Origin of the sequence: Spirosoma taeanense, from assembly GCF_013127955.1 — a bacterium.
GTDB classification, from domain to species: domain Bacteria; phylum Bacteroidota; class Bacteroidia; order Cytophagales; family Spirosomataceae; genus Spirosoma; species Spirosoma taeanense.
Window position 1 is genome coordinate 4,381,279 of record NZ_CP053435.1, and the last position, 22,426, is coordinate 4,403,704.

The window sequence follows — 22,426 nt, forward strand, 5'->3', positions numbered from 1 at the left end:
GTTCAGAAGATTAGGACGTCGCGTTAACACCCCTGTCCGTAATAGGCGTTTTTGCCGTGTTTGCGCTCGTAGTGCTTCAGCCGGAGTGTGTCTTTGATGCGGGGCGTATCGGGATTGATCTGCAGCGTCAGGTAAGCCATGCGGGCGACTTCTTCCAGCACAGCCGCGTTGTACACCGACTTATCAGCGGTTTTACCCCAGGTAAACGGCCCGTGGTTCTGCAGCAGGACCATCTCGACCTCCTGGTGCGACAACCCTTTCTGGCTGAACACGTCGAAAATCTGATTGCCGGTTTCGTGTTCGTAGTCACCCTGAATCATCGGGTCGGTCAGGGCGGGCGCGCAGGGAATGTCCTGATGGGTATGGTCGGCATGGGTTGTCCCGAAAATGGGAATATCCATCCCGGCCTGCGCCCAGGCCACGGCATAGGTGCTGTGGGTATGGGTAATCCCGCCGATGTCGTCCCAGGTTTTGTAGAGCAGCGCGTGCGTTTTCGTATCCGACGAAGGCCGCATTTTTCCCTCCACCACCCGCGCGTCGTAATCGCAGATCACAATATCCTCGGGCCGTAAGGCATCATAGGGCACGCCACTGGGCTTGATGGCAAATACGCCCCGGCTGCGGTCGACGGCGCTGACATTGCCAAAGGTAAACAGGACCAGACCCAGCTTCGGCAGCTGCATATTAGCCTCGTAACATTCTTCCTGTAAGGTCTTGTACATGGGTAAAGAGCGAAAGAGTGATTGAGCGAAAGAGTGATTGAGCGAAGAGTGAAAGACATGGTCGCTATTTCACTCATTCACTCTTTCGCTCTTTATAGTTCGAGCACCACCACCGATGCAGGCGGCAACGTTACGGTCAGGTTGTCGCCGTTTAGTTTAGCCCCGTTGAACGCGACGGGCTTCACCTTGTTCGGGTTGTCGAAGGTGTTATAATCCTGCACCTTCGCCGACGCCAGTACACGCCCCGTTACGTTCGACGCTTTTAGACCGTTCAGCCCAACAGTAACGACCTGCGGTTTGCCCGCGTCGATATTCACCAGCGAGATATGCACCTTACCAGCCTTGTCGCGCGAGGCCGAGGCCGATACGGCGGGCAGTTTCTCCTGGCCAACTTCATAATCATCGGTTTTGATGTCCACCGGCAGCAGGGTTGCGTCCTGGTGTACGTTGTACATTTCCAGTACGTGATACGTCGGCGTCAGCAGCATCTTCGCTCCGTTGGTCAGGATTACGGCCTGCAGGACGTTGACGACCTGCGCCAGATTGGCCATCCGCACCCGGTCGGCATGTTTATGGAAGATGTTGAGCGTCGCACCTGCCAGCACGGCGTCACGCATGGTATTCTGCTGGTACAGGAAGCCCGGATTCGTGCCCGGCTCTACGTTGTACCACGCGCCCCATTCATCGACCACCAGCGCTACTTTCTTCTGAGGGTCGTATTTGTCCATGATGGCCGAATGCTTCTGGATCAGTTCATCCATCCGCAGGGCCTGCTTCATTGTGCGGACGTATTCACTCTCGGTGAAGTCGGTTGCGGAGCCTTTTTTCCCTTCATCCCAGCTAAAGACCGAATAGTGGTGCATGGCCAGTCCTTCGAGCATGTTGACCGGAATGTTCTTCATGAGCGTTTCGGTCCAGGTATAGTCGTCGGAGCTGGCTCCCGAAGCAATCCGGAAAATGCGCTCCTTGCCGACCTGCGGATTCATGAACGTACTGTACTGCCGGTAGATGTTGGCGTAATAATCGGGTTTCATGTTGCCGCCACAGCCCCAGGCTTCGTTACCCACGCCCCAGAAACGCACGTTCCAGGGCTTTTCGCGGCCGTTCTGCTGACGCAGATTCGACATCGGGCTGTCCTTCTCGAAGTTAACGTACTGCACCCATTCAGTCAGGTCCTGTACGGTGCCGCTGCCCACGTTTCCAGCCAGATACGGCTCCGTGCCCAGCAGCTCGCACATGTTCAGGAAGTCGTGCGTGCCGAAGCTGTTGTTTTCCGTTACTCCACCCCACCAGGTATTCACGATCGTCGGGCGTTTGGACTTGGGCCCAATGCCGTCTTTCCAATGGTACGTATCGGCGAAGCAGCCTCCCGGCCAGCGCAGGTTCGGGATCTTCATCTTTTTGAGCGCTTCCACTACGTCCAGACGAACTCCGTTCCTGTTGGGAATCTTCGTGTTGTTTTCGCCTACGTAAAAGCCGTCGTAGATGCAGCGGCCGAGGTGTTCGGCAAAGTGGCCGTAGATATGCCGGTTAATGATGGTCTTGCCTTCGCCGGGATTGATCGTTACCCGGTTCTGAGCTACAGCGGTCAGGCAGAGAGGGGCAAGCAGCAGGGATATAATGTATTTGTTCATGGTCAGGGAGTAAATGAGATAAAGAGCGAAAGAATGAAAGACATAGTCACTCATTCATTCTTTCGCTCTTTCGCTTTTTATCGATAGCTCGCTTCGCTCCAGCGCAATTCGTTCTTTAACTGGCGTAGGTTCGTGTTCCGGTCGATTACAACCAACTCAACGCCGAAGATGTCGGCGAGGTCTTCAATGTGTTCGGTGGTCAGGTTCTGGCTGTAGACAGTATGGTGCGCGCCACCGGCCAGAATCCAGGCCGCGCAGCCCGTTGCCATGTCGGGCATGGGTTTCCAAAGCGCGCGGGCAACGGGCAGTTTCGGTAGGGCCTCGGTTACCTCGACGGCTTCTACTTCGTTGACCAGCAACCGGAAGCGGTGGCCCAGGTCGATCAGCGATACGTTCAGGGCCGGACCCGCCGACGCGTTGAACACCAGCCGGACGGGATCTTCCTTGCCGCCAATACCCAGTGGATGCACTTCGCAGGAGGGCTTGCCAGCCGCAATACTGGGGCAAATTTCCAGCATGTGCGAGCCGAGCACGAGTGGGTTCATCGGATCAAAGTGGTACGTATAATCTTCCATGAACGAATTGCCGCCCGGCAGTCCGGTTGACATGACTTTCAGAATACGTACCATCGCGGCCGTTTTCCAGTCGCCTTCGCCCCCAAAGCCGTAGCCCTCGGCCATCAGCCGCTGCGAAGCAATGCCGGGCAGTTGCTTCATGCCGTGCAGATCCTCGAACGTGTCGCTGAAGGCGCCGAAACCGCCATCCTCTAAAAACGCCCGCATCCCGATTTCAATCCGGGCCGCATCGCGCAGGGACAGGTGTTGGTTTCCACCTTTCCGCAACGACTCCATGAGCGTATAGGTGTCGGCATATTCCGTAACGAGCCGATCCACGTCGGCATCGGTTACCTGATTAATAACGGCCACCAGATCGCCAATCCCGTACGTATTCACCGACATGCCGAAGGTCATTTCGGCGGCTACCTTGTTGCCTTCCGTTACGGCTACCTGCCGCATGTTGTCGCCGAAGCGGGCCACTTTCAGCGTTTTCAGCTCGTGAGCACCCACAGCTACCCGCGCCCAGGCCGCTATGTTCTGGACGACCGCTTCGTCCTGCCAGAAACCCACCACGACTTTGCGGTTCAGACCCGGTCTGGACTGGTGCATACGCGTCATCATAAACCCGAACTCCCGATCGCCATGCGCCGACTGGTTAAGGTTCATGAAGTCCATGTCAATATTTCCCCACGGAATGTCGCGGTTAAACTGCGTGTGCAGGTGCAATAGGGGCTTGTGAAGAATAGTCAGTCCCCGAATCCACATCTTGGCGGGCGAGAACGTGTGCATCCACGTAATGATACCGATGCAGTTGGGCGCTACGTTGGCCTCCTGGCAGATTGCGTAGATCTCGTCCGGCGTTTTAACAACCGGTTTAAAGATGACCTGCACAGGCATGGCAGCTGCCTTGGTCAAAAACTGGGCGATGGTCTGCGAGTGAGCATCGACCTGACGGAGGGTTTCTTCCCCGTACAGATGCTGACTGCCCGTTACAAACCAGATTTCAAATTGCTTCAGATTGCGCATTATGCTGACAATAAGGAATGATAGTGAATTGACACAGACGCCTTACAGGGTTTCGGCTAACGAATGCGGCCGAACGGTTTCTTTTTCAATAAAGGCGCCGAGCCTGCGGTATTTCTGATAAAGCTTTTCGTAGACCGCCACCTGCTCGGGATTGGGAATATATTCAGCGTCGAAGCCCGACCCCATCGCCTGCTGAGCGGCTTCGAGCGAGGGGTGAACGCCAGCCGCGACAGCCGCAAACATGGCCGCACCCAGCGCACACGCCTGATCGGACTGAGCTACCTGGATAGGTTTGTTGAGCACATCGGCGAGGGTCTGCATGACGAATGGCGACTTTTTAGCCACCCCGCCAATGGCAATGACTTTCCGAATCGGAACTCCTTCCTGCACAAACCGCTCGACGATGCTACGCGAGCCGAAAGCGGTGGCCTCTACCAGCGCCTTAAAGACAGTTACGGCGTCGGTGCCGAGACTAAGCCCCGCCAGAGCCGCCTTGAGCGTATGATTGGCATCGGGGGTCCGGCGTCCGTTAATCCAGTCCAGGGCGATCGGGTCGTTCTCCGTAACGGGTAGCTGAGCAGCCTGCTGCGACAGATGAGGAATGAGCTGACGCGCCATCGTATCGGCAGCTTCGTCACCCAGCAGTTCGCGCACCGGCCCAGTGATGAGCCGGGCAAACCAGGCATACACATCCCCAAACGCCGATTGTCCGGCTTCCAGACCCAGCATGCCGGGTGCAACGGAGCCATCGACCTGCCCGCAGATACCCCGAATGAGCCGGTGGCCAATTTCCTCGTTCGGAGCCATCAGAATATCGCAGGTCGAGGTGCCGATAATCCGCACAAACGCATAGGGTTCAATTTCGGCCCCGACCGCGCCCATGTGGGCATCGAACGCCCCTACGCCCACCACGACGCTGGTCGGCAAACCCAGTTTTTCGGCCCATTCAGCCGAGAGCTTGCCCATTGGCAGATCAGCGGTATAAGTATCCGTAAAGAGCCGGTCCCGTAGACCATCCAGCAGTGGGTCGAGCCGGGTCAGGAACTCGTCGGATGGCAGACCCTCGAATTCACTATGCCAGAGTGCCTTGTGACCGGCTGCACAGCGCGACCGCCGAAGCGTCAAGGGGTTTGTGTTGCCGGTTAATACCGCCGACATCCAGTCGCAGTGTTCAACCCACGAAAAAGCGTGCTGGCGGACAGCCGCATCGACCCGCAGGGTTCGCAGAATTTTGGCCCAGAACCACTCCGACGAGTAAATACCCCCGACGTATTTGGTATAGTCGGTATCCCAGTGGTGCGCAAGATCGTTGATTTCTTCGGCTTCGGCGTTGGCCGTGTGGTCTTTCCAGAGAATGAACATGCCGTTCGGGTTCTCGGCGAAATCAGGACGTAAGGCTAGTGGCATACCCGTTTCATCAACCGGACCAGGCGTCGAACCGGTGGTGTCGATCGAGATACCGACCACCTGCTGCCGAACCTCGGCTGGGGCGTTGGCTAATGCGCCGTTGATGCTCGCTTCCAGCCCTTCGAGGTAATCCAGCGGGTGCTGCCGAAACTGGGACGTAGCCGGATTACAGTACCGACCCTGTTTCCAGCGGCTGTACTCATGCACGTGCGTACCGGCGGTTTCGCCCGTCCGGGCATTGACCAGCAGGGCCCGCACCGAGTCGGTGCCAAAATCGACGCCAATGACGTATGTATGATTCATACCTGTATGATTTTTAGCAGTATAGATCCTGTCTCACGAACATGCCAACAGGGCGGTTTTCAGTGGTGGGCATTTGCGTGCAGTGTCGAATCGGCCAGGGATATCTGGAATCAGACCGCTGAAAGCTCAGCCAGTTCCGGCAGGAACGTATAATAGCCGTCCAGGTATTTCTGGTATTTTTCGGTATTGAGCGAATAAAGCTGAGCTTTCTTGGTGACCGATGTCATGTCTTTCTCGCCTGTTTTCAGCAGGAGATCGGTTCCCATAATTTTACGGCTGAAATTTCGCCGGTCGAGCTGGGTGTTGTAGATGGCTTCGTAGAGCTTCTGGAGCTGCGGAACCGTAAATTTTTCGGGCAGCAGTTCGAAACCAATGGGATGCAGGGCCGCTTTGTAGCGCAATCGCTGGAGGGCGACCTCAACCATCTGATCATGGTCGAAAATGAGTTTAGGCTTATCGTCCAGACTAATCCAGGAGGCATTGTGCGCCTGTATAGCCGTTATGTCCTGGTCGGCAATATTGACCAGTGAGTAATAGACGACCGAGATTGTCCGCTCGACGGGGTCCCGCTCCGGCGCACCAAACGTTTTAATTTGCTCCAGATAGTTGTTCTGCAAACCGGTCAGGTTATACAGAATCCGCCGGGCCGCTTCCTCCAGGCTTTCATCTTCATTCAGAAACCCACCCATCAGCGACCATTTTCCGCATTCGGGCTCGAAATTCCGTTTGATCAGGAGTAACTTCAGTGCTTCGCCGTCGAACCCGAAGATGATGCAGTCGAGGGCGACCAGAATGCGGGCATTGTGCTGATAAGTTAAGGTCATACAACAGCAAACCCAGTTAAAACGTGTCTATTGAACACATTGAACGTGTTATTACGACACAATACTAAAAATCTATAGTCGTATCTCCAAATAGTACCAAATATTTTTCTAGGTAATCTTAGAACGCAGGTGCCGTTACGTATAAACTGTAGTCCTGCAGCCAAGCTTAAATTCCTTCATTCCTGTAGTTTTAGCACCTGTATGCTCAAAAAAGGCCGAACCAGCCGCGCTCAGGGTATGAGCGCGGCTGGTTCGGTTAACAATCTTCTCCAACAGGATGAACTATGAATCGGCGGGCTTTTCGATTGGTAGCCTGGCGGCCTGCCAGGCGGTCCAGGAGCCGGGCACATTAATGACTCTTGAAAAGCTGTTCTGCTGTAGGATACTGGCGGCAATAGACGCCCGAAAGCCCGAGCCGCAATACGTCACGATAGTCTGATGGGGGTCTAGATCGGCCAGATGTTCGCGGAGATGGGCTACATAGATATGGCGTGAGTTTGGTACGTAACCGGCCCGGCGTTCGTCGTCACCGCGTACATCCAGAATCGTCAGGTCCGGATCGTTCAGGTGCTGGTGTAAGGTGTGCACAGTCCACTCTCCGGCCGACTCCAGTGGTAAGGCTGAATTCTGCCAGCTTGTCATGCCTTTGTGCAGGTAGCCCACTATGGTATCATAGCCCACCCGGAACAGGTGCTCACCCGCCAGCGCAAGGTCGCGCTCACTTTCGACGATCAGGAGTATGGGCTGCTCCCGGTCGATCATCCAGCCGACCCAGGTTGGAAATTCGGGCAGCAGCGCAATATTGAGTGCACCAGGAATGTGCCCGCCCCCAAACGCCAGTATTGACCGGGTGTCCAGCACAACAGCATCGCCCTGTTCCATCCGCTCCCGGAAAGCCTGGGGCGACAAAGGAGGAATGACGGGCGGCTGACCCTTCAGGGGCGCGCCAGCGGCATTCAGTTTTTTCAGAACCGGATAATGACGGGGTGGCTCGGGCATTCCCTGGAGCAGCCACTGGACAAAATCTGCCTGGCTATGGTGTTGAAACACGGGACTGAACCGACGTTCGTTACCCAGCGTGCTTTGGCGCCGGTCGCCGATGGACTTTCCACAGGCCGAACCGGCACCATGCCCCGGATACAGCTCGACCCGATCGCCCAGTGGCAGGAGTTTTTCATAGAGCGACTGATAAAGATCATTCGCCAGCTGTCGGGTTACGTCCTCGCCTAGCAGGTCGGGGCGCCCTACATCCTGGTTGAACAACGTATCGCCCGTGAAGACCGCAATCGGTTCGTCGCCCTGCTTTTTATCGAAGAGCAGCAGCGAAATATGTTCGGGCGTGTGTCCCGGCGTATGCAGAGCGCGGAGCGTTGCATTACCCAGGCTAATTTCATCGCCTTCCTGCATCTGATTTAACTCAAACTGATAGGCCTCGCTCCTGCCTCCGTAAATCGCAGCACCGGTTCGGGCTTGTAACTCCTGCGCCCCCGACACAAAATCGGCGTGGATGTGGGTTTCGATGATGGCCGTAATCCGCACGCCCAGCTTTTGGGCTTTGTCGAGATAAACGGCCACATCCCGACGGGGGTCAATAACGGCCGCCAGCCCGGCACTGTCATCGCCAACCAGGTAACTCAGCTGCGCTAGTCCTTCACTATCTATTTGTTCTAACACGAGTGCCATAGGCTTGTCAGGTTAACGAATCATAACGTTTGTTCAACACACCATACACCAGTACGGGGCGGTCGCTAATGCGGCAGTCGTGCACGGGAAAACCCGTATAGCCACGTACCCGCAATGGCGCTCAGCAACGTAACACCAACAACCAGAAAGCCACTGCCAATCTGCGCAAAGAGCGGTCCCGGACAGGCCCCGGTAATTGCCCAGCCCAGCCCAAAGAGAACACCTCCGTAGATTTGGCCTTTATGGAATACCTTGGGCGTAATCCGCACGGTTTCTCCCTGCAACGTTTTAATATTGAACTGCCGGATGAGCGCAATCGAAATCATTCCGACCAGCACGGCGCTTCCAATAACCCCATACATATGAAACGAATCGAACCGAAACATTTCCTGAATCCGAAACCAGGAGATAATTTCGGCCTTGACGAATACAATGCCGAAGGCAATGCCCACCAGCATATACTTCAAATTAGCAAACCCACTTTCAGAACGGGTTGTGGTAACGGACGTTGCCGGATTTACGCGCTGAGGCTTCGGTAACGGCGCATTGGTTGATTGAATTTGTTGCACAATCAGATTAATTAACGAGTTTGAAAATCAGGGGTAGCAGCAGGTGCGTCATGGCAAAGCCGCCAGCCATAAAGCTGATGGTTGCCACCAGCGATGGCCACTGTAGATTAGACAGCCCCATAATCGCGTGACCGGATGTACAGCCCCCTGCCCACCGGGTACCAAACCCAACCAGAAGCCCCCCAATGACAAAGAAAAACAGGCCCTTGAGCGTAAATAGATTCGCGGCTGCGAATAAATCAGCCGGCATCAGGCCCGAAAAATCCTGAATGCCAAATGTCCGGAGAGCCACTACGGTATCAGGAGCAACCCGAATCGAACTGGGGTCAGCCAGAAACGTTGTGGCCAGAAAACCGCCCAGTGCTATCCCTGCCACAAAAAACAGGTTCCAGGCTTCTTTTTTCCAGTTGTAATTAAAAAAGGAAATATTGGCGGGTACACAGGCCGCGCAGATGTGGCGCAGCGATGAGGAGATCCCAAACGATTTATTACCAATCAGCAGCAGTGCTGGAACCGTCAGTCCAATGAGCGGCCCGGCTACATACCAGGGCCAGGGCTGACGGATAATTTCAGGAAACGACATAAAATAAGCAGTTTAAATAAATCCAGACCGCCTTCTTTTCCGGCTAATCTGTAGAGAAAATCACTCTGGCGAATAACAAACTGAATGCATCCGGCAGCCAGCTTATTGCTTTTGCAGGGTTGTGGGACATACGTAATCCGTCGTGGCGATCCGCCCTGTTTTCTGGATTGCCGCAAAACCGCCCTGCACATCGACGAGGTTGTCAAAACCCCGCGCTTTGAGGATGGATACAGCCATCATGGAGCGGTAGCCCCCTGCACAATGAACGTAAACCGGCCCTTCGGAGGGCACCTCGGCCATCGTTTCGTTCAGCGTATCGAGTGGCAGGCTCACCGCACCGTCTACGTGTTCGGCGCTGTACTCGCCCGGCTTACGCACGTCCAGAATCGTCGGGTTTTCGACGGTCATCCGGTCGGCCAGTTCGTCGGCAGAAATCGTCGGGATTGTATCGACCTCGTAGCCAGCCTCTGCCCAGGCCGTCATGCCGCCCGCCAGATAACCAATTACCTGATCGTAGCCCACACGGGCCAGCCGCACCAGCGTTTCGGCCTGCCTGCCGGGGTCAGTAATGAGCAGGATCGGCTGGGTTAAGTCGGGTATCAGCGCACCCACCCAGGGGGCAAACTGCCCGTTCAGGCCAATGTTGATGGCATTGGGAACGAAGCCCTGCGCAAACGTCTGGGCATCGCGGGTGTCGAGCAGGACGGCGCCGGTTTCGTTGGCAGCCGCTTCAAAAGCTTCTGGATCAAGCGGCTGCGCACCCCGGTTCAGAACCGTATCGATGCTTTCGTAGCCATCGCGATTCATGCGCACATTCTCGGGAAAATAGCGGGGTGGTTTGGCCAGCCCGTTGGTTACCTCCCGAATGAACTCGTCGCGGCTCATATCGGCCCGTAAAGCATAATTAACCTGTTTCTGATTAGCGAGCGTATCGCTGGTTTCCTTACTCATGTTCTTCCCGCAGGCCGACCCCGCCCCGTGCGCCGGATAAATCCGTACCGTTTCGGGCAGCGTCATAATCTTGTTCCGCAGCGAATCATACAGCATCCCGGCCAGATCATCCATGGTCAGGTCGGACTTCTGCGCCAGATCGGGTCGGCCAACGTCGCCAATAAAGAGTGTATCGCCACTGAACAGGGCAACCGGCTGACGGGTAGCATCCAGCAGCAGGTAACTGGTGGATTCGAGCGTATGGCCCGGCGTGTGAAGTGCGCGAATGGTTAACGCCCCTACCGTAAACTCTTCACCATCCTGAGCGATATAAGCGTCAAAGCCCGTCCGGGCACCGGGTCCGTACACAATCGGTGCGCCCGTCTGCCGGGACAGATCGAGATGACCGGACACAAAATCAGCGTGGAAATGCGTTTCGAAGACATATTTGATCGTAGCCCCGTCCCGCCGGGCCTTCTCAACATAGGAAGACACTTCGCGCAGGGGGTCGATTACGGCGACCTCGCCCTCGCTTTCGATATAGTAGGCTCCCTGCGAGAGGCAGCCGGTATAAATTTGTTCGATAGTCATAGAGTATCCGGATGGAGTAACAGTCAATCGTTTAAGATCATCAAAATTAAGGGGCAGTTACGGGACATTCCGTGACTTTTGTCACCTACTCAGCTCACAGAAACAGCTCTCGGGTGAGAATATACACGCCCATTATCAGGACAAACCAGCCGAAGGCCTTCTTTAGTTTATTTCCTGCTATAAACCGCGTCAGGTAGGTACCCAGCAAAATTCCGAGCACCGCAAACGCGGTAAACCCGAGCAGAAAAGGCCAGTCAATCGGCAGGTTTGCCGTACCGCTCCAAAAACCAATCAGCGTGTTTGCCGCGATGATCAGCAGGGAGGTGCCCACGGCCATTTTCATCGGCAGACGAACCAGCATTACCAGGGCAGGTATGATCAGGAACCCGCCCCCTGCCCCCACAATACCTGTCAGCACACCCACCAATATACCGTCGCCGGCAATAAGTGGCAGATCAAAAGGCACTGCCGACTGGGCTGGATTGTCTGGCCCGGTTTGCTCCCGGATCATACCCACCGATGCAGCCAGCATCACCACCGAAAATACAAGCATGATGGCAACGTCCTTGCTCAGCACAAAGGCATCGGTAGCCAATACAGGATCGGGAATTACCGGCAGCAGATAGTTTCGCGTTAGATAAACGGCCAGAAACGACGGAATGGAAAAAACCATAGCCGCTTTATAATTAACCTGCTGCTGCCGCATATAATTCACAGAGCCAACCAGCGAGGTGGTTCCGACGACAAACAGCGAATAGACCGTTGAGACGATGGGATTAATACCCAGCAGATAAACCAGCACCGGCAGGGTCAGAATACTACCGCCCCCGCCCAGCAGGCCCAGACTAACCCCAATAAATATGGAGGCCCCAAATCCCGCCAGTTGCAGAGATGTCATAGTCGCTTTTTTTTAAGCGAAATACGACTCAGCTGCCCGGCCGTTCCGTGACAAATGTTACAAACCCAGGAAATTAGGCCAGCATCGCTATTTTGTTCCGCATCAGCTTAATCTGACCGTCTTTCTCCAGTTGCTTGAGCAAGCGGGAAATTACCTCACGTGATGTGGCCAGCTCCTGAGCAATTTCTTCGTGCGTAATTGCCAGTTCGCGGCACTGACAGCTCTGCGCTTTTTTCTGCAGATAAGTTACCAGACGATCGTCCAGCTTGTGAAAGATGACCTCGTCAATCGTTGCCAGCAGATCATCGAAGCGTTTCTGGTAAGTCTGAAAAACAAACTGCTTCCAGCTCGAATAGCGGCACATCCACTCATCAACCTTTTCAACCGGAATGGCAATCATCTCCGCTTCTTCGTCTACGATGGCTGTAATCTCGCTTGGCCGGCTGCCCAGACAGCAGGTCAGGGACATGGCGCAGCTATCCAGCTCGCCCAGAAAATAAAGCAGGGCTTCACGGCCTTCCCGATCAGGGCGCATGATTTTGACGGCTCCCCGGATTAGGATGGGTACCGAGCGGATAAACTCACCGGGCCGGATCAGGTAAGAGCCCGCCGGAACCGTTCTGAGCTGCCCTACCTCGGCCAGTTCCTGAAGCAGGCTGTACTCGAACTGTCCGCGCAGAGTTTGTTGTAAATAATCAACTGTTAGCTTCATACCTGTTTAAACCGGCAGTAAGCCGGTCAATCATGAACACCGATTCCGGCGATCAAGTTGCTTTCCGGGCCTGATCGAACCGGTTCAGCCTCTTCAATACCGCTTTTTGTCAACATACGTCCCAATCAGGCAGTTATAAAGTTAAGGGTACTACATCGTATTACTGATCGACGCTGGCTTATGAACATGGACATGGGTAATCGGGGCGTAACGCGGCCGATGATGGACAAAGGTCACGGACACGACAGTGACCAGAAGCAGGACATGCCGCAAGACGGCCATGACCACGACATGATGAGCCCCCATCAGCGAATGGACATGCTTCGGATGCACCAGATGCAGACGCTGTGGGTCTACTGGCTGGTTGTTATTCTGGGCGTCTGGGTAATGCTCTCACCACTAACCTTCGACTACGCCCGGGGAGCAGTCATGCCCAGCGGGGGCCGCCCGGTCTGGTTGTCACTGCCCGATCGTCTGCAGGCCCTGAAATGGAGTGACCTGATCAGTGGGCTTGTGCTGATCATCTTCGGTTACCGGTCGTTGACGCCCAACCGCCCGGCCAGCGTCTGGATTTGCTGTTTTGTCGGCATCTGGCTCAGTATGGCTCCGCTCATTCTGTGGTCACCTTCGGCGGCAGCTTACGTCAATGATACGCTGGTTGGTACGCTGGTTATCGGTCTGACAATACTCATTCCCGGTATGCCGAACATGATTATGTATATGGAGATGGGGCCGGATACGCCCCCCGGCTGGACGTACAACCCTTCCAGCTGGCCCCAGCGATGGATCATGATTGTTGCCGGGTTTATTGGCTGGATGGTATCCCGGTATCTGGCCGCTTTCCAACTGGGTTATCTCGATCAGCCCTGGGACCCATTTTTTGGCGAAAGTACCGTAAACGTTCTGAACTCAGCGATGTCGCATGCCATGCCCGTATCCGATGCCGGGCTGGGTTCGTTTGCCTATACATTTGAGTTTCTGATGGGGTTCATGGGGAGTTCGGCCCGCTGGCGCACCATGCCCTGGATGGTTACGTTCTTCGGGATTCTGGTAATTCCGCTTGGGCTGGTGCATATTTTCCTGGTTATCTCCCAGCCGCTGCTGGTGGGCTACTGGTGTACGTTCTGCATACTGGCCGCGGTTATTATGCTGCCCATGATTCCGCTGGAGGTCGATGAGGTAATTGCCATGGTTCAGTACATGCGGCAGCGCATGCAGAAAGGCGAAATGGACAAACGCTCCCCTACGCTGCTAACATTCCCCCAGCAGAGCGGAAGCGTATTTCTGGCCTCTATCTGGGGCATGAGCTTTCCCTGGACCCTGACGGTATCCATGCTGCTGGGCATCTGGCTGGTTTTCTCTCCCTATGTTTTTGGGGCGGCTATCCAGACGCCGGCGGCCAGTCTGAACCACCTGTGCGGAGCGCTGATTGTTGTTGTCTCGGTAATCAGCATGGGCGAAGTGCTGCGCATTGGTCGCTACCTGAATGTTCTGCTGGGGCTAGCCCTAGCAATCGGCATCTGGTTTACGAGTAATGCCTCCGGCAGTCTGAGCATTAACTGCGTACTTACCGGACTTGTCGTTGCTGCACTGGCCATACCCCGCGGACAAATCACTGAGCACTACGGCAGCTGGGATACTTACGTAAAATAACTAACGGACTACTGAACATGATCAATCAGCCCAACCACCAACCTGCGAATGAGCAGCACCAACCGGAATCTACCCATTCACCCCAGAAAGAGATTATCCTCGTTACGGGCAGCAGCGGCCTGATTGGCAGCAGTCTGATCCGAAGACTGGCCTCGGAATACACCATGATCGGCTTTGACCATGCCGGGCCGCCCTATCCACCCGAAGAAGCGGTTTGCATCAATAATGACATAACCAGCCGGGCCAGCATTGACGAGTCGCTGGCGCAGGTACGGGAGCAGTTCGGCAACCGGATTGCGTCCGTGGTTCACCTAGCGGCTTACTATGATTTTTCGGGCGAGCCCAGCCCTCTTTATGAAAAGCTGACCGTGCAGGGCACCAAACATTTGCTGGAAGCGCTGCAATCCTTTGAGGTGGAACAGTTTATCTTTTCGAGCAGCATGCTTATCTATAAACCAACCACGCCTGGTCATCCGCTCGATGAAACGGCTCCGCTGGCCCCGGCCTGGGATTACCCCAAATCCAAAGTCAGGACGGAGACCGTTATCCATGAACAGCGAGGCTCCATCCCCGCCGTTATTCTGCGCATCGCGGGTGTTTACAACGAGACAGGGCATTCGGTGCCGGTTGTGCACCAGATTCAGCGAATTTATGAGCGAACGCTGACCAGCCATTTTTACTCGGGCGACACGGCTTCGGGCAATTCGTTCGTCCATCTGGAAGATGCCGTCGATGCCATTGAGCTGGCTATCCGGAAGCGGCATCAGCTGGAACCGGAAACGATACTTAACATCGGCGAAGAAACGCCCGTCAGCTACGGCGAAATCCAGGAGACAACCGGGCAGTTACTCTACGGCACCGACTGGACAACTATTGAACTACCCAAGCTGCTGGCAAAAGTCGGCGCAGCCGTGCAGGATCTGGTGGGCGACCCGTTTATTAAACCCTGGATGATTGACCGCGCCGATGACCACTACGAGCTGAACATCGACAAGGCCAGGCAAGTGCTCGACTGGCACCCCAGACACTCACTGAGCGGAACACTGCCGACGATTATCAATAACCTGAAAGAAAATCCGGTAGAATGGTACAGGGTAAACGAACTGGAATTGCCGGACGAACTGAAAGAAAAGCAAAAAGGAACCCTTTAGCCGAGTTCCTTCATTACCGGCTATTTTCTGATCAGAAACGCACCAGCCACCACCGCCAGCGCAAAGGCCGTTAGTGACAGCTTATTCTTTGCCGCCCAGAACTGCGGGCTGAACGACCAGGAGTTCGAATCAAACGGTCCATGCGCACCGTGATCGCCGGGCAGCGGCTCCCAGAGGTTGTCTTTCCGGTTGGGGTCTTCAGGCTCATCGGTCATCTGGCCTTTATAACCCGTTCTGGCCAGTACCAGATCACCAACCGAAGGAGCAATCTTATTCCCAACAATGGCTTCAACGGTCGGCCAGCCAATATAATATTCACGGTGATTATGCTTACTGGCGTATACAATTCCCCGGGCGGCAACTTCCGGCTGGTAGATTGTGCCCATGGGTCGGGGCTTATTGGGCAGCTTGCTCCGGACAAACCCGAACTGGGTTGTATTCATGGCGGGCAGCTGCACCATGCAGGTTTTAATGGCACTCTGGTCGTGGAGTAGTTCGGCCCGCAGGGAATCGTAAAATCCCTGAATGGCATGCTTGGCTGCACAGTAGGCCGATTGCAGTGGAATACCCCGGTAAGCCAGCGCCGACCCGACGAAAACAATACTCCCCCGGTTGCGGGGCTGCATCCGCTTCAGGGCTGCCAATGCCCCGTACACCTGCCCGAGGTACGTAACTTCCGTTACGCGTTTATACTCCTCGGCTTTCATATCCCTGATCGGCGAAAAAACGCTGTTCATGGCATTGTTGACCCACACATCGATTGGCCCGAGCGTTGCGTCAATTTCATCGGCCGCTTTTTCGATGGCTTCCGCATCGGCTACATCGAGCTGGCAGATCAAGGCCCGGCCTCCGCAGGCTTCTACTTCGCGTTTAGCTCCTTCCAGACCGTCAATGCCGCGGGCAATCAGAGCAACATCAGCACCTTCCCTGGCAAACTCCCGGACAATAGCCCGGCCTAGCCCGGCCGATGCACCCGTAACGACGACTACTTTTTTTTCTTTCATAACGTTGCTATTAATCTCTGCGCTATATGGACAACGGAGCGCCCGGCCGGTTGTTTAGCCGAACTGTTTTTAAGGCGCTGGTTTTGCGGCCTCTACGTGCGCCGGCGAGTCGGCCAGCAACGAACGCCAGCCCCCGCCAAAGCGATCGTTCATCGTCCCCTTGATAAGCGAAAGCCCGGTAAGCAGCAGACCCGCCATCATTTCGGTGATGATCACGAGCGCGTCGGCCCCGGGCAGGACCCACGGGGCTATCAGCAGCCAGATTCCCAGGAGCGTGTTGACGTAACGCAGATTACGCATCGACTCACTGATGGCGATCAGCGCAACCGACGCGATAACCGGCCCAAGAATATACTGATGAGCAGCCAGTCGTTCAGGCATTTGCAGAACGGCGGGCGATACCGTCAGCCACAGACCAATACAGAGATTTACCAGCCGGGGCCACATAGTCAGTTCACGTTTGCATTAATTTCTTCGTTACCCCAGAACGCTTTCCAGACCGAAAGGCCGCTTCGTTTTACCCGCTGCAGGTACTGCAAACTTGCCAGGACTTCGTCCATTGCGGGGCCGATCATGATGATGGAGATAATCGCCGATACCAGACATAACGTACACCAGGCGTGAAACATAACGGGCTGCGCAACCACTAGAAACAAACTCGTAATCCCCAGTGGTCCCACCGCAACCCCAAACAGAACAACAATCCAGGGCATTGTCTTCCAGCGCTTTGTCCGGCCAATAATGCCGCTGATAGCATCCAGAAAGTACCCGATCGCGCCCAGCAGGGCATCGGGAATGGGCAAAACCTTGGAAATCGGTGAGTTCAGGATGATTTCGCTGGAAGCAGAGCCGAAAAACGGGTCCCAGACCGACTCTATGTAGTTCAGCTGATAGGCCGATAAATACAGAGCCGTGCCCAATCCAGCCACGGCCGCAGCGACGAGCGGTAGCCGCTCTCCCCAGGTCGAAGGGTTGTAGGTCCAGCCGGGCGGAATGTCGGATGAACGCGTAGTCGAGTGCAAAGCCGTATCCATGGGAAAACCGGGTAGGTTAATATTGTATCCACTGGCGGGCCTGCTCTTTTTCGGCCGACGAAAACTGCCGGGCTTCCAGACCGGGCACCAGGTTGCCTAGCGAAGTCGGTACGCTTGTCCAGCTCTGGTCGGCTACGAGGGCGGCTTTTTCAAAATCACCCAGGTGAGTCAGATCAAATTTCAGATCCGCAAAAGCCGCTTTGAGCGTTACGGTGCCGACGTCGTCAAACTCAATGTAAGCGCGCAGCTTATCATGTTGATTACTTTTCTGGTCCAGCAGCGCAGCCCACGGCCTGATATCGTCTTCGGTGATCGTTGCGGATAAGCGGAAGCCCAGAATCCTGTTGGAGGAGAAGTCAATCAGCTGAATCATAATCGCTGCGCTTATAATCACGTTTCGTTATCTCATAGAGGCTCACGTAAATACAACTCATCCGATTCCAAATGGTTGAGCGGAGCAGACGTTTCTGGGCCCGGTAGTTCTTGTACGCCCGTAAACGTAGTACTGCAGAAACGACCAGCAGTGTCAACCCCGGATGGACGCTTTGTGCACATACAACCATAACCTCCGATGGCTGCAAACGCTACTCACGTAGCCTGATCGGGGCGGACGCTGGCGGTTTCGCCAGTGACCGAAGGAATAGCTAATGAATCGCTTCCTTACTGAAACAACGAAATGTAAGTCGGGCGAGCCTGCCGGGCGAAGGAATAATCAAAAATCTGGTAGCCAATCAACCGTACGTTGTTCTTACCGTTGAAACTGGCGGCATTAAATTGATTGACGATGTCGGCATAGGCCTCGTCGAATGAGTGATTCTGGCCCGATACGCTGAAATAGTCCTGCATGAATTCGGGCTCGGCGCTAAAGAGCACGATCACGTCTATCACCCGATTCTGGCTTTGGGCTGCTCTGCCCAGATAGGACAGCCGGCTCTGCATATATCCGAACTGAGGATAGGTTCGGTAATCATGAACCAGAATTCGATCCAGCCAGCGCACCAGCGTTTTAGCCTGTTGTAAATCCTGCCCCGAGGGGTTCAGAAACCAGCCAATGTAAGCTTCAGACGTAATACGGGGAGAGGCATTACGGGCTTTGTTGCTCATTGATTGCAGAATAGACGTATAGCAGGAAAAATCGCAGGCGGGACCATTGTTCCACCATTCATTTTCCAGGTTATAGGTCGTAAACCGCTCATTCAGATCCCCTCTGGAAGCGTCGTAACCGGCATTCTGCGTAAAATTGGCGGACGTTCCCCGCACAGCCGCTACCTGACCGATGCCGTACGTCAGACGAGCTTTCTGAATGAAGCGCGCCAGATCGCTATAGCGCTCATCACCCATAATCGTGTTCAGATCGTAAAGACTAATGGCATTGAAGTTGTGACCGGCGCACCAGTTAAGCAATGAATCTTCCAGACTGCTGTTGCCCAGAATGGCATTAAATCCATCTACATAAACGCCCCGATAGTCGGCAGAAGCAGATGCGGCCACCCGGGCCGAGGCAGACTGGCGGGGCGACACAGGCTCAATGACGTCTAATTGACAGCTGGCCAGACCAACCAGAGCAAACACAAACACAGCAGGGGAGAAATACTTCATAAAATAGGGATTAGAACCGGTTAATGAATGGTAGAGTCAATGAATGCGTTTAAACTAAAGAACCTCATCCCGAGCTTGTTTTCTTGGCTCACAAATCAGTTTAGTATCGTAGGCAGGCAGTTACTAAAGTTGTGATTTACATAACTCTAATTAAAAACAAACAAGTTAAATCGGCTATAGTTTGACTGCCTAATACGTAAATAGTTACAGATGAATCTATAATTTATCCTGAATCGAGTGACCCCTGACTAAATACCTGTCTATTTAGTTGAATGCGGGTGGTTTCTTTCGAAGCTGCCTGACAAATCCGCACCTATACCTGATTAATTAACTGTCAATCATTAAATCTGGCTTTTTTTGTAATCTATTTTCAAGTAAAAGACAGTATTTTCTCTAGATTATAAATGCCCGAACGGATCAATTTTATTTACGGGTATATCAGAAAATAGTAAGACTTTTAACCATTCGGAAAGCAAGTGTTATTCAGGCCAATGAAACTCACTATTCGGAACCCGACCCTTCGCATTGCGTTACTTGTCGGCTTTGGCCTAACCATCGTTTTATTAACTATCCGGCATTATTACGAAGCCGCTACCTTTAATCGCGTACAGAGTGGCAGCCAGTCGATTATTCAGACGATTGCCGTACTGAATAATACCATCGAGCTTACGCTGGAGCTTAGCCACCCGCCCGACGACCAACTGACTGACCCGACTACTCAGGCTATTTACAAAAGCAACCGGTCGGCCCGTAATACAGCCGCCATTCGACCGTTGCTCGATTCGCTGGTTTCGCTGACCCGGCACCGACCTGAGCTTAACCCGTTAGCCCGCCGGTTGCAGACAGAGGCCGAATCAGTTTTACAGACCGATATTCGCCGGAGTGTTACGTCGGGTAAACAGATTCAGCAACTGGTGCGATCCTTACGAACGTTTCGTCTGGCCCTGGCTGACAGCTTACTGGATAGTCAGGAACAGATCAACGAGCGTATCGCCACTATGCGGACGCTCGACAATATCATTGATGGCCTGGTACTGCTCCTGGCGGCTGCCCTGCTGTTCATTTTTTATCGCTATACCTTACGTCGGGAACGGCTTACCAAACAGATGCTCAATCGGCAGAAAGAGCTAACTCAGTACCTGGAAGCCATCCCGGAAGGCGTCATCGTGCTGAACACCGACAGGCAGGTCGTGTATGTCAACCAAACCGCGCAGGAGTTTCTGGATATTACCTTAACCGGCAAACCTATGACCTTGGGCGATTGGGCCCACCGGTTCAGCCTGTCCTATGCGGACACAAAATTGCCGTTTCAGCCCGAGGACATCCCGCTGGGCCGGGCGTTACGGGGCGAAGCCGTTTCGGTCGATAACATGCTGCTGGAAACCAAAAACGGCTTTCGGTTTGTTGCTTCACACGCTCGTCCCATCTACAGTCGGGAAAGTGAAATTGTAGGCGCCATATCCATCTTTCGTGATATTACCGAAGCCCGGCACAAAGAAGAAGAGCTGCAGCGGGCGCGCACCATCGCCGAACAATCCCTGCAGGAGCGCGAAATCTTTCTGGCCAATATCAGCCACGACATCCGGACCCCGCTCAACGCGATCCTGGGCTTCACAGAGATACTCCGGCAAAAACGCTCTGCTCCCGACGAACAGGAATATCTGAATGGGATCAAATTGTCGGGTAATAACCTGCTGGCGCTGATCAACGAGCTGCTGGACATTTCCAGAATTGAGTCAGGTCAACTGGTTCTGGATCCAGTGCCGACTCAGCTCGACGAGATCATACAGACGGTTAAAGCCAGTTTATCGGCCCAGGCAGGCGACAAGGGTCTGCGCTCCGAAGTTGTGTCGGATGCCGCTATGCCGTCGCTGATCCTGACCGATCCGGTACGACTCACTCAGGTTCTCCTGAATTTCTGTAGTAATGCCGTCAAGTTCACCAAAGAAGGTTACGTCAGGCTTAGAGTGCGGACGGAGTCTGCCCACCAGCCTGAACAGATCGACCTTGTGTTCGATATTGAGGACTCGGGCGCCGGTATTGCCGAAGCAGACCATATTCACCTTTTTAACCGGTTCAGCCGAGTAATGTCGGACAATCTGTTTCGGTCGGCCGGCACGGGGCTAGGTCTGAACATTGCGCAAAGCCTGGTCAGTCTCATGAACGGCAAGATCGACGTTCAAAGCCGCCTTGGTCAGGGCACGACCTTCACGATCCGAATTCCAGTGACCATTCCAGATGCTGTTGAAAAGCCGGAACCGGTCCCCCAGCCCGCCACGCACCCCGACCGCTCGACAATCGATGTGCTCATTGTTGAAGATAACGAACTGAATCAAAAGGTTCTCCAGGGTTTTCTGACCCGCTACCAACTGAAGCCGGCAATAGCCAACAATGGCCTCGAAGCCGTGACTATGCTGGAGGAACAGGTGTTTGACCTGATTCTGATGGATATTCAGATGCCGCAAATGGATGGCTACACGGCTGCGCAAACCATTCGCCAGCGACTGGCGCTAGATACCCCCATCATTGCCATGACGGCCTACACCATGCCGGGAGAACGGGAGCGTTGTCTGGCGGCAGGCATGAATGAATACATGGCCAAGCCCATACGTATTGAGCAGATCGACGAAATCCTGATGCGCTTTGCACCAGGACTAGCCCTGACGACTTCGTCGGCAATGAATAGCTCCGCCGAAACAGGCGAGAAAGAACTTATCAACCAGGCGTACCTGGACGAGGTTACGGGTGGCGACAGCGAGTTACTGGCCGAACTGCTATCGTTGTTTAGCCGGGACCTGCCTCAGTATCGACAGGCCTTATTCGAAGCCATAGAAGCCAGAGACCGACATACGTTTAACCAGAGCGCCCACAAGTTCCGCTCGTCGCTCAACTCGCTGGCTATGCTGAGCTTATCGGAACAGCTAAAAAAAATGGAAAACGAAGATCAGTCGTTCAACCTCGACTTCGGGGCACAGCTGGCCGGTTTGTTTCAAGATATTAACCGGGGTCTGACCAGGCTTGAAAATCAGCTGGAACAGGACATGAGCAGCTAAAGCAGTAAGTCACCGTTTCTGTGCACTTTCGCTCCGTTACTATTTTCTCATAAATACTCTCCTTACTTAATGTAGTTCTAGTTAACTTTACGGTATGGAAGGGGACTCAAATAGTAAATCATATACGATCCTAATCGCTGAAGATGAAGCGCTAGTATTAAAAATGCTTTCTTATCGGCTACAGAAAGAAGGCTACACGGTATTGACAGCCAGCGATGGGAAGCAGGCCCTGGAGTGCCTCCGGACCAACATCCCCGACCTGGTCATTACGGACCTGATGATGCCCTACCATAGCGGCCTGGAGGTGCTGGAATACGTCAAAAAATCCCTCAACACGCGCATACCGGTCCTTGTTCTTTCGGCATCAGGTCAGGAGCAAACCGTCCTGAAAGCGTTCAGCCTCGGCGCTGACGATTTTGCTCTGAAGCCCTTTAGCCCGAATGAATTGGTTAGCCGGGTCCGCAGGCACCTGGGGAATAGTTAGCCGGGAGCG

Annotated in this window: 20 protein-coding genes; 4 read left to right on the plus strand and 16 right to left on the minus strand. The window is 54.3% G+C overall.

Going from position 1 to position 22,426, the window contains the following annotated elements:
* Nucleotides 1-23: 23 nt before the first annotated feature.
* The 11 genes from HNV11_RS18300 to HNV11_RS18350 all read right to left on the minus strand — a co-directional run bounded on the left by HNV11_RS18300 (nt 24) and on the right by HNV11_RS18350 (nt 12,439).
* A complete protein-coding gene (locus HNV11_RS18300; protein ID WP_171741035.1) occupies nt 24-722 on the minus strand; it encodes an L-ribulose-5-phosphate 4-epimerase in 699 nt (232 codons plus the stop codon).
* 92 nt (nt 723-814) lie between these two features.
* Nucleotides 815-2,356, minus strand: coding sequence for an alpha-N-arabinofuranosidase (locus HNV11_RS18305; RefSeq protein WP_171741036.1), 1,542 nt, complete (start codon nt 2,354-2,356; stop codon nt 815-817).
* Nucleotides 2,357-2,433: 77 nt separating this feature from the next.
* Nucleotides 2,434-3,939 (minus strand): L-arabinose isomerase, encoded by a 1,506-nt coding sequence (araA, locus tag HNV11_RS18310; protein WP_171741037.1) that lies wholly within the window; start codon nt 3,937-3,939, stop codon nt 2,434-2,436.
* A gap of 42 nt (nt 3,940-3,981) precedes the next feature.
* Nucleotides 3,982-5,649: a ribulokinase gene (locus HNV11_RS18315; RefSeq protein ID WP_171741038.1), complete on the minus strand. Its 1,668-nt coding sequence runs from the start codon at nt 5,647-5,649 to the stop codon at nt 3,982-3,984.
* Between the two features lie 110 nt (nt 5,650-5,759).
* A complete protein-coding gene (locus tag HNV11_RS18320; RefSeq protein ID WP_171741039.1) occupies nt 5,760-6,473 on the minus strand; it encodes an NUDIX hydrolase in 714 nt (237 codons plus the stop codon).
* A 282-nt stretch (nt 6,474-6,755) separates the two neighbouring features.
* Nucleotides 6,756-8,156 (minus strand): MBL fold metallo-hydrolase, encoded by a 1,401-nt coding sequence (locus tag HNV11_RS18325; protein WP_171741040.1) that lies wholly within the window; start codon nt 8,154-8,156, stop codon nt 6,756-6,758.
* A 65-nt stretch (nt 8,157-8,221) separates the two neighbouring features.
* Nucleotides 8,222-8,623 (minus strand): DUF6691 family protein, encoded by a 402-nt coding sequence (locus HNV11_RS18330; RefSeq protein WP_240163983.1) that lies wholly within the window; start codon nt 8,621-8,623, stop codon nt 8,222-8,224.
* Nucleotides 8,624-8,732: 109 nt separating this feature from the next.
* Entirely contained in the window at nt 8,733-9,308 is a 576-nt protein-coding gene (locus HNV11_RS18335) for a YeeE/YedE family protein (protein WP_171741041.1), read from the minus strand.
* A 102-nt stretch (nt 9,309-9,410) separates the two neighbouring features.
* On the minus strand, nt 9,411-10,829 hold the full coding sequence (locus HNV11_RS18340; protein WP_171741042.1) for an MBL fold metallo-hydrolase: 1,419 nt from the start codon (nt 10,827-10,829) through the stop codon (nt 9,411-9,413).
* Between the two features lie 94 nt (nt 10,830-10,923).
* Nucleotides 10,924-11,727 (minus strand): sulfite exporter TauE/SafE family protein, encoded by an 804-nt coding sequence (locus HNV11_RS18345; protein WP_171741043.1) that lies wholly within the window; start codon nt 11,725-11,727, stop codon nt 10,924-10,926.
* Between the two features lie 73 nt (nt 11,728-11,800).
* Nucleotides 11,801-12,439: a Crp/Fnr family transcriptional regulator gene (locus HNV11_RS18350; protein ID WP_171741044.1), complete on the minus strand. Its 639-nt coding sequence runs from the start codon at nt 12,437-12,439 to the stop codon at nt 11,801-11,803.
* A 180-nt stretch (nt 12,440-12,619) separates the two neighbouring features.
* Between HNV11_RS18350 and HNV11_RS18355 the strand changes: the two genes are divergently transcribed.
* Together HNV11_RS18355 and HNV11_RS18360 are read left to right on the plus strand one after the other, a co-directional pair.
* Nucleotides 12,620-14,092, plus strand: coding sequence for a vitamin K epoxide reductase family protein (locus HNV11_RS18355; RefSeq protein WP_171741045.1), 1,473 nt, complete (start codon nt 12,620-12,622; stop codon nt 14,090-14,092).
* Nucleotides 14,093-14,109: 17 nt separating this feature from the next.
* The gene (locus HNV11_RS18360; RefSeq protein WP_171741046.1) at nt 14,110-15,243 is read left to right on the plus strand and encodes an NAD-dependent epimerase/dehydratase family protein; all 1,134 of its coding nucleotides are present in this window, start codon (nt 14,110-14,112) and stop codon (nt 15,241-15,243) included.
* Nucleotides 15,244-15,263: 20 nt separating this feature from the next.
* Here the strand turns inward: HNV11_RS18360 and HNV11_RS18365 are convergent, their stop codons facing one another.
* The 5 genes from HNV11_RS18365 to HNV11_RS18385 all read right to left on the minus strand — a co-directional run bounded on the left by HNV11_RS18365 (nt 15,264) and on the right by HNV11_RS18385 (nt 18,880).
* Nucleotides 15,264-16,247 carry an SDR family oxidoreductase gene (locus HNV11_RS18365; RefSeq protein WP_171741047.1) on the minus strand — a complete coding sequence of 328 codons (984 nt, stop codon included), beginning with the start codon at nt 16,245-16,247 and terminating at the stop codon, nt 15,264-15,266.
* A gap of 69 nt (nt 16,248-16,316) precedes the next feature.
* Nucleotides 16,317-16,694 carry an SPW repeat domain-containing protein gene (locus HNV11_RS18370; protein WP_171741048.1) on the minus strand — a complete coding sequence of 126 codons (378 nt, stop codon included), beginning with the start codon at nt 16,692-16,694 and terminating at the stop codon, nt 16,317-16,319.
* A gap of 2 nt (nt 16,695-16,696) precedes the next feature.
* Nucleotides 16,697-17,281, minus strand: a complete 585-nt coding sequence (locus HNV11_RS18375) for a vitamin K epoxide reductase family protein (RefSeq protein WP_171741049.1) — start codon at nt 17,279-17,281, stop codon at nt 16,697-16,699.
* A gap of 16 nt (nt 17,282-17,297) precedes the next feature.
* Nucleotides 17,298-17,654 (minus strand): SpoIIAA family protein, encoded by a 357-nt coding sequence (locus HNV11_RS18380; protein WP_171741050.1) that lies wholly within the window; start codon nt 17,652-17,654, stop codon nt 17,298-17,300.
* Nucleotides 17,655-17,941: 287 nt separating this feature from the next.
* A complete protein-coding gene (locus HNV11_RS18385) occupies nt 17,942-18,880 on the minus strand; it encodes a hypothetical protein (RefSeq protein ID WP_171741051.1) in 939 nt (312 codons plus the stop codon).
* A 491-nt stretch (nt 18,881-19,371) separates the two neighbouring features.
* Here HNV11_RS18385 and HNV11_RS18390 point away from each other — a divergent pair, with 491 nt between their 5' ends.
* Both HNV11_RS18390 and HNV11_RS18395 read left to right on the plus strand, forming a co-directional pair.
* A complete protein-coding gene (locus HNV11_RS18390; RefSeq protein WP_171741052.1) occupies nt 19,372-21,933 on the plus strand; it encodes an ATP-binding protein in 2,562 nt (853 codons plus the stop codon).
* A gap of 163 nt (nt 21,934-22,096) precedes the next feature.
* Nucleotides 22,097-22,417: a response regulator transcription factor gene (locus HNV11_RS18395; protein ID WP_240163555.1), complete on the plus strand. Its 321-nt coding sequence runs from the start codon at nt 22,097-22,099 to the stop codon at nt 22,415-22,417.
* Nucleotides 22,418-22,426: the final 9 nt, after the last annotated feature.

Excerpts from the sequence above, each read along its gene's own strand:
- HNV11_RS18340 (WP_171741042.1), bottom strand. The coding sequence starts at position 10,829 with ATGACTATCGAACAAATTTATACCGGCTGCCTCTCGCAGGGAGCCTAC.
- HNV11_RS18380 (WP_171741050.1), bottom strand. The coding sequence starts at position 17,654 with ATGATTCAGCTGATTGACTTCTCCTCCAACAGGATTCTGGGCTTCCGC.
- HNV11_RS18300 (WP_171741035.1), bottom strand. The coding sequence starts at position 722 with ATGTACAAGACCTTACAGGAAGAATGTTACGAGGCTAATATGCAGCTG.
- HNV11_RS18360 (WP_171741046.1), top strand. The coding sequence starts at position 14,110 with ATGATCAATCAGCCCAACCACCAACCTGCGAATGAGCAGCACCAACCG.
- HNV11_RS18385 (WP_171741051.1), bottom strand. The coding sequence starts at position 18,880 with ATGAAGTATTTCTCCCCTGCTGTGTTTGTGTTTGCTCTGGTTGGTCTG.
- araA (WP_171741037.1), bottom strand. The coding sequence starts at position 3,939 with ATGCGCAATCTGAAGCAATTTGAAATCTGGTTTGTAACGGGCAGTCAG.
- HNV11_RS18335 (WP_171741041.1), bottom strand. The coding sequence starts at position 9,308 with ATGTCGTTTCCTGAAATTATCCGTCAGCCCTGGCCCTGGTATGTAGCC.
- HNV11_RS18345 (WP_171741043.1), bottom strand. The coding sequence starts at position 11,727 with ATGACATCTCTGCAACTGGCGGGATTTGGGGCCTCCATATTTATTGGG.
- HNV11_RS18370 (WP_171741048.1), bottom strand. The coding sequence starts at position 16,694 with ATGTGGCCCCGGCTGGTAAATCTCTGTATTGGTCTGTGGCTGACGGTA.
- HNV11_RS18375 (WP_171741049.1), bottom strand. The coding sequence starts at position 17,281 with ATGGATACGGCTTTGCACTCGACTACGCGTTCATCCGACATTCCGCCC.
- HNV11_RS18315 (WP_171741038.1), bottom strand. The coding sequence starts at position 5,649 with ATGAATCATACATACGTCATTGGCGTCGATTTTGGCACCGACTCGGTG.
- HNV11_RS18355 (WP_171741045.1), top strand. The coding sequence starts at position 12,620 with ATGAACATGGACATGGGTAATCGGGGCGTAACGCGGCCGATGATGGAC.
- HNV11_RS18390 (WP_171741052.1), top strand. The coding sequence starts at position 19,372 with ATGAAACTCACTATTCGGAACCCGACCCTTCGCATTGCGTTACTTGTC.
- HNV11_RS18350 (WP_171741044.1), bottom strand. The coding sequence starts at position 12,439 with ATGAAGCTAACAGTTGATTATTTACAACAAACTCTGCGCGGACAGTTC.
- HNV11_RS18395 (WP_240163555.1), top strand. The coding sequence starts at position 22,097 with ATGCTTTCTTATCGGCTACAGAAAGAAGGCTACACGGTATTGACAGCC.
- HNV11_RS18305 (WP_171741036.1), bottom strand. The coding sequence starts at position 2,356 with ATGAACAAATACATTATATCCCTGCTGCTTGCCCCTCTCTGCCTGACC.
- HNV11_RS18320 (WP_171741039.1), bottom strand. The coding sequence starts at position 6,473 with ATGACCTTAACTTATCAGCACAATGCCCGCATTCTGGTCGCCCTCGAC.
- HNV11_RS18365 (WP_171741047.1), bottom strand. The coding sequence starts at position 16,247 with ATGAAAGAAAAAAAAGTAGTCGTCGTTACGGGTGCATCGGCCGGGCTA.
- HNV11_RS18325 (WP_171741040.1), bottom strand. The coding sequence starts at position 8,156 with ATGGCACTCGTGTTAGAACAAATAGATAGTGAAGGACTAGCGCAGCTG.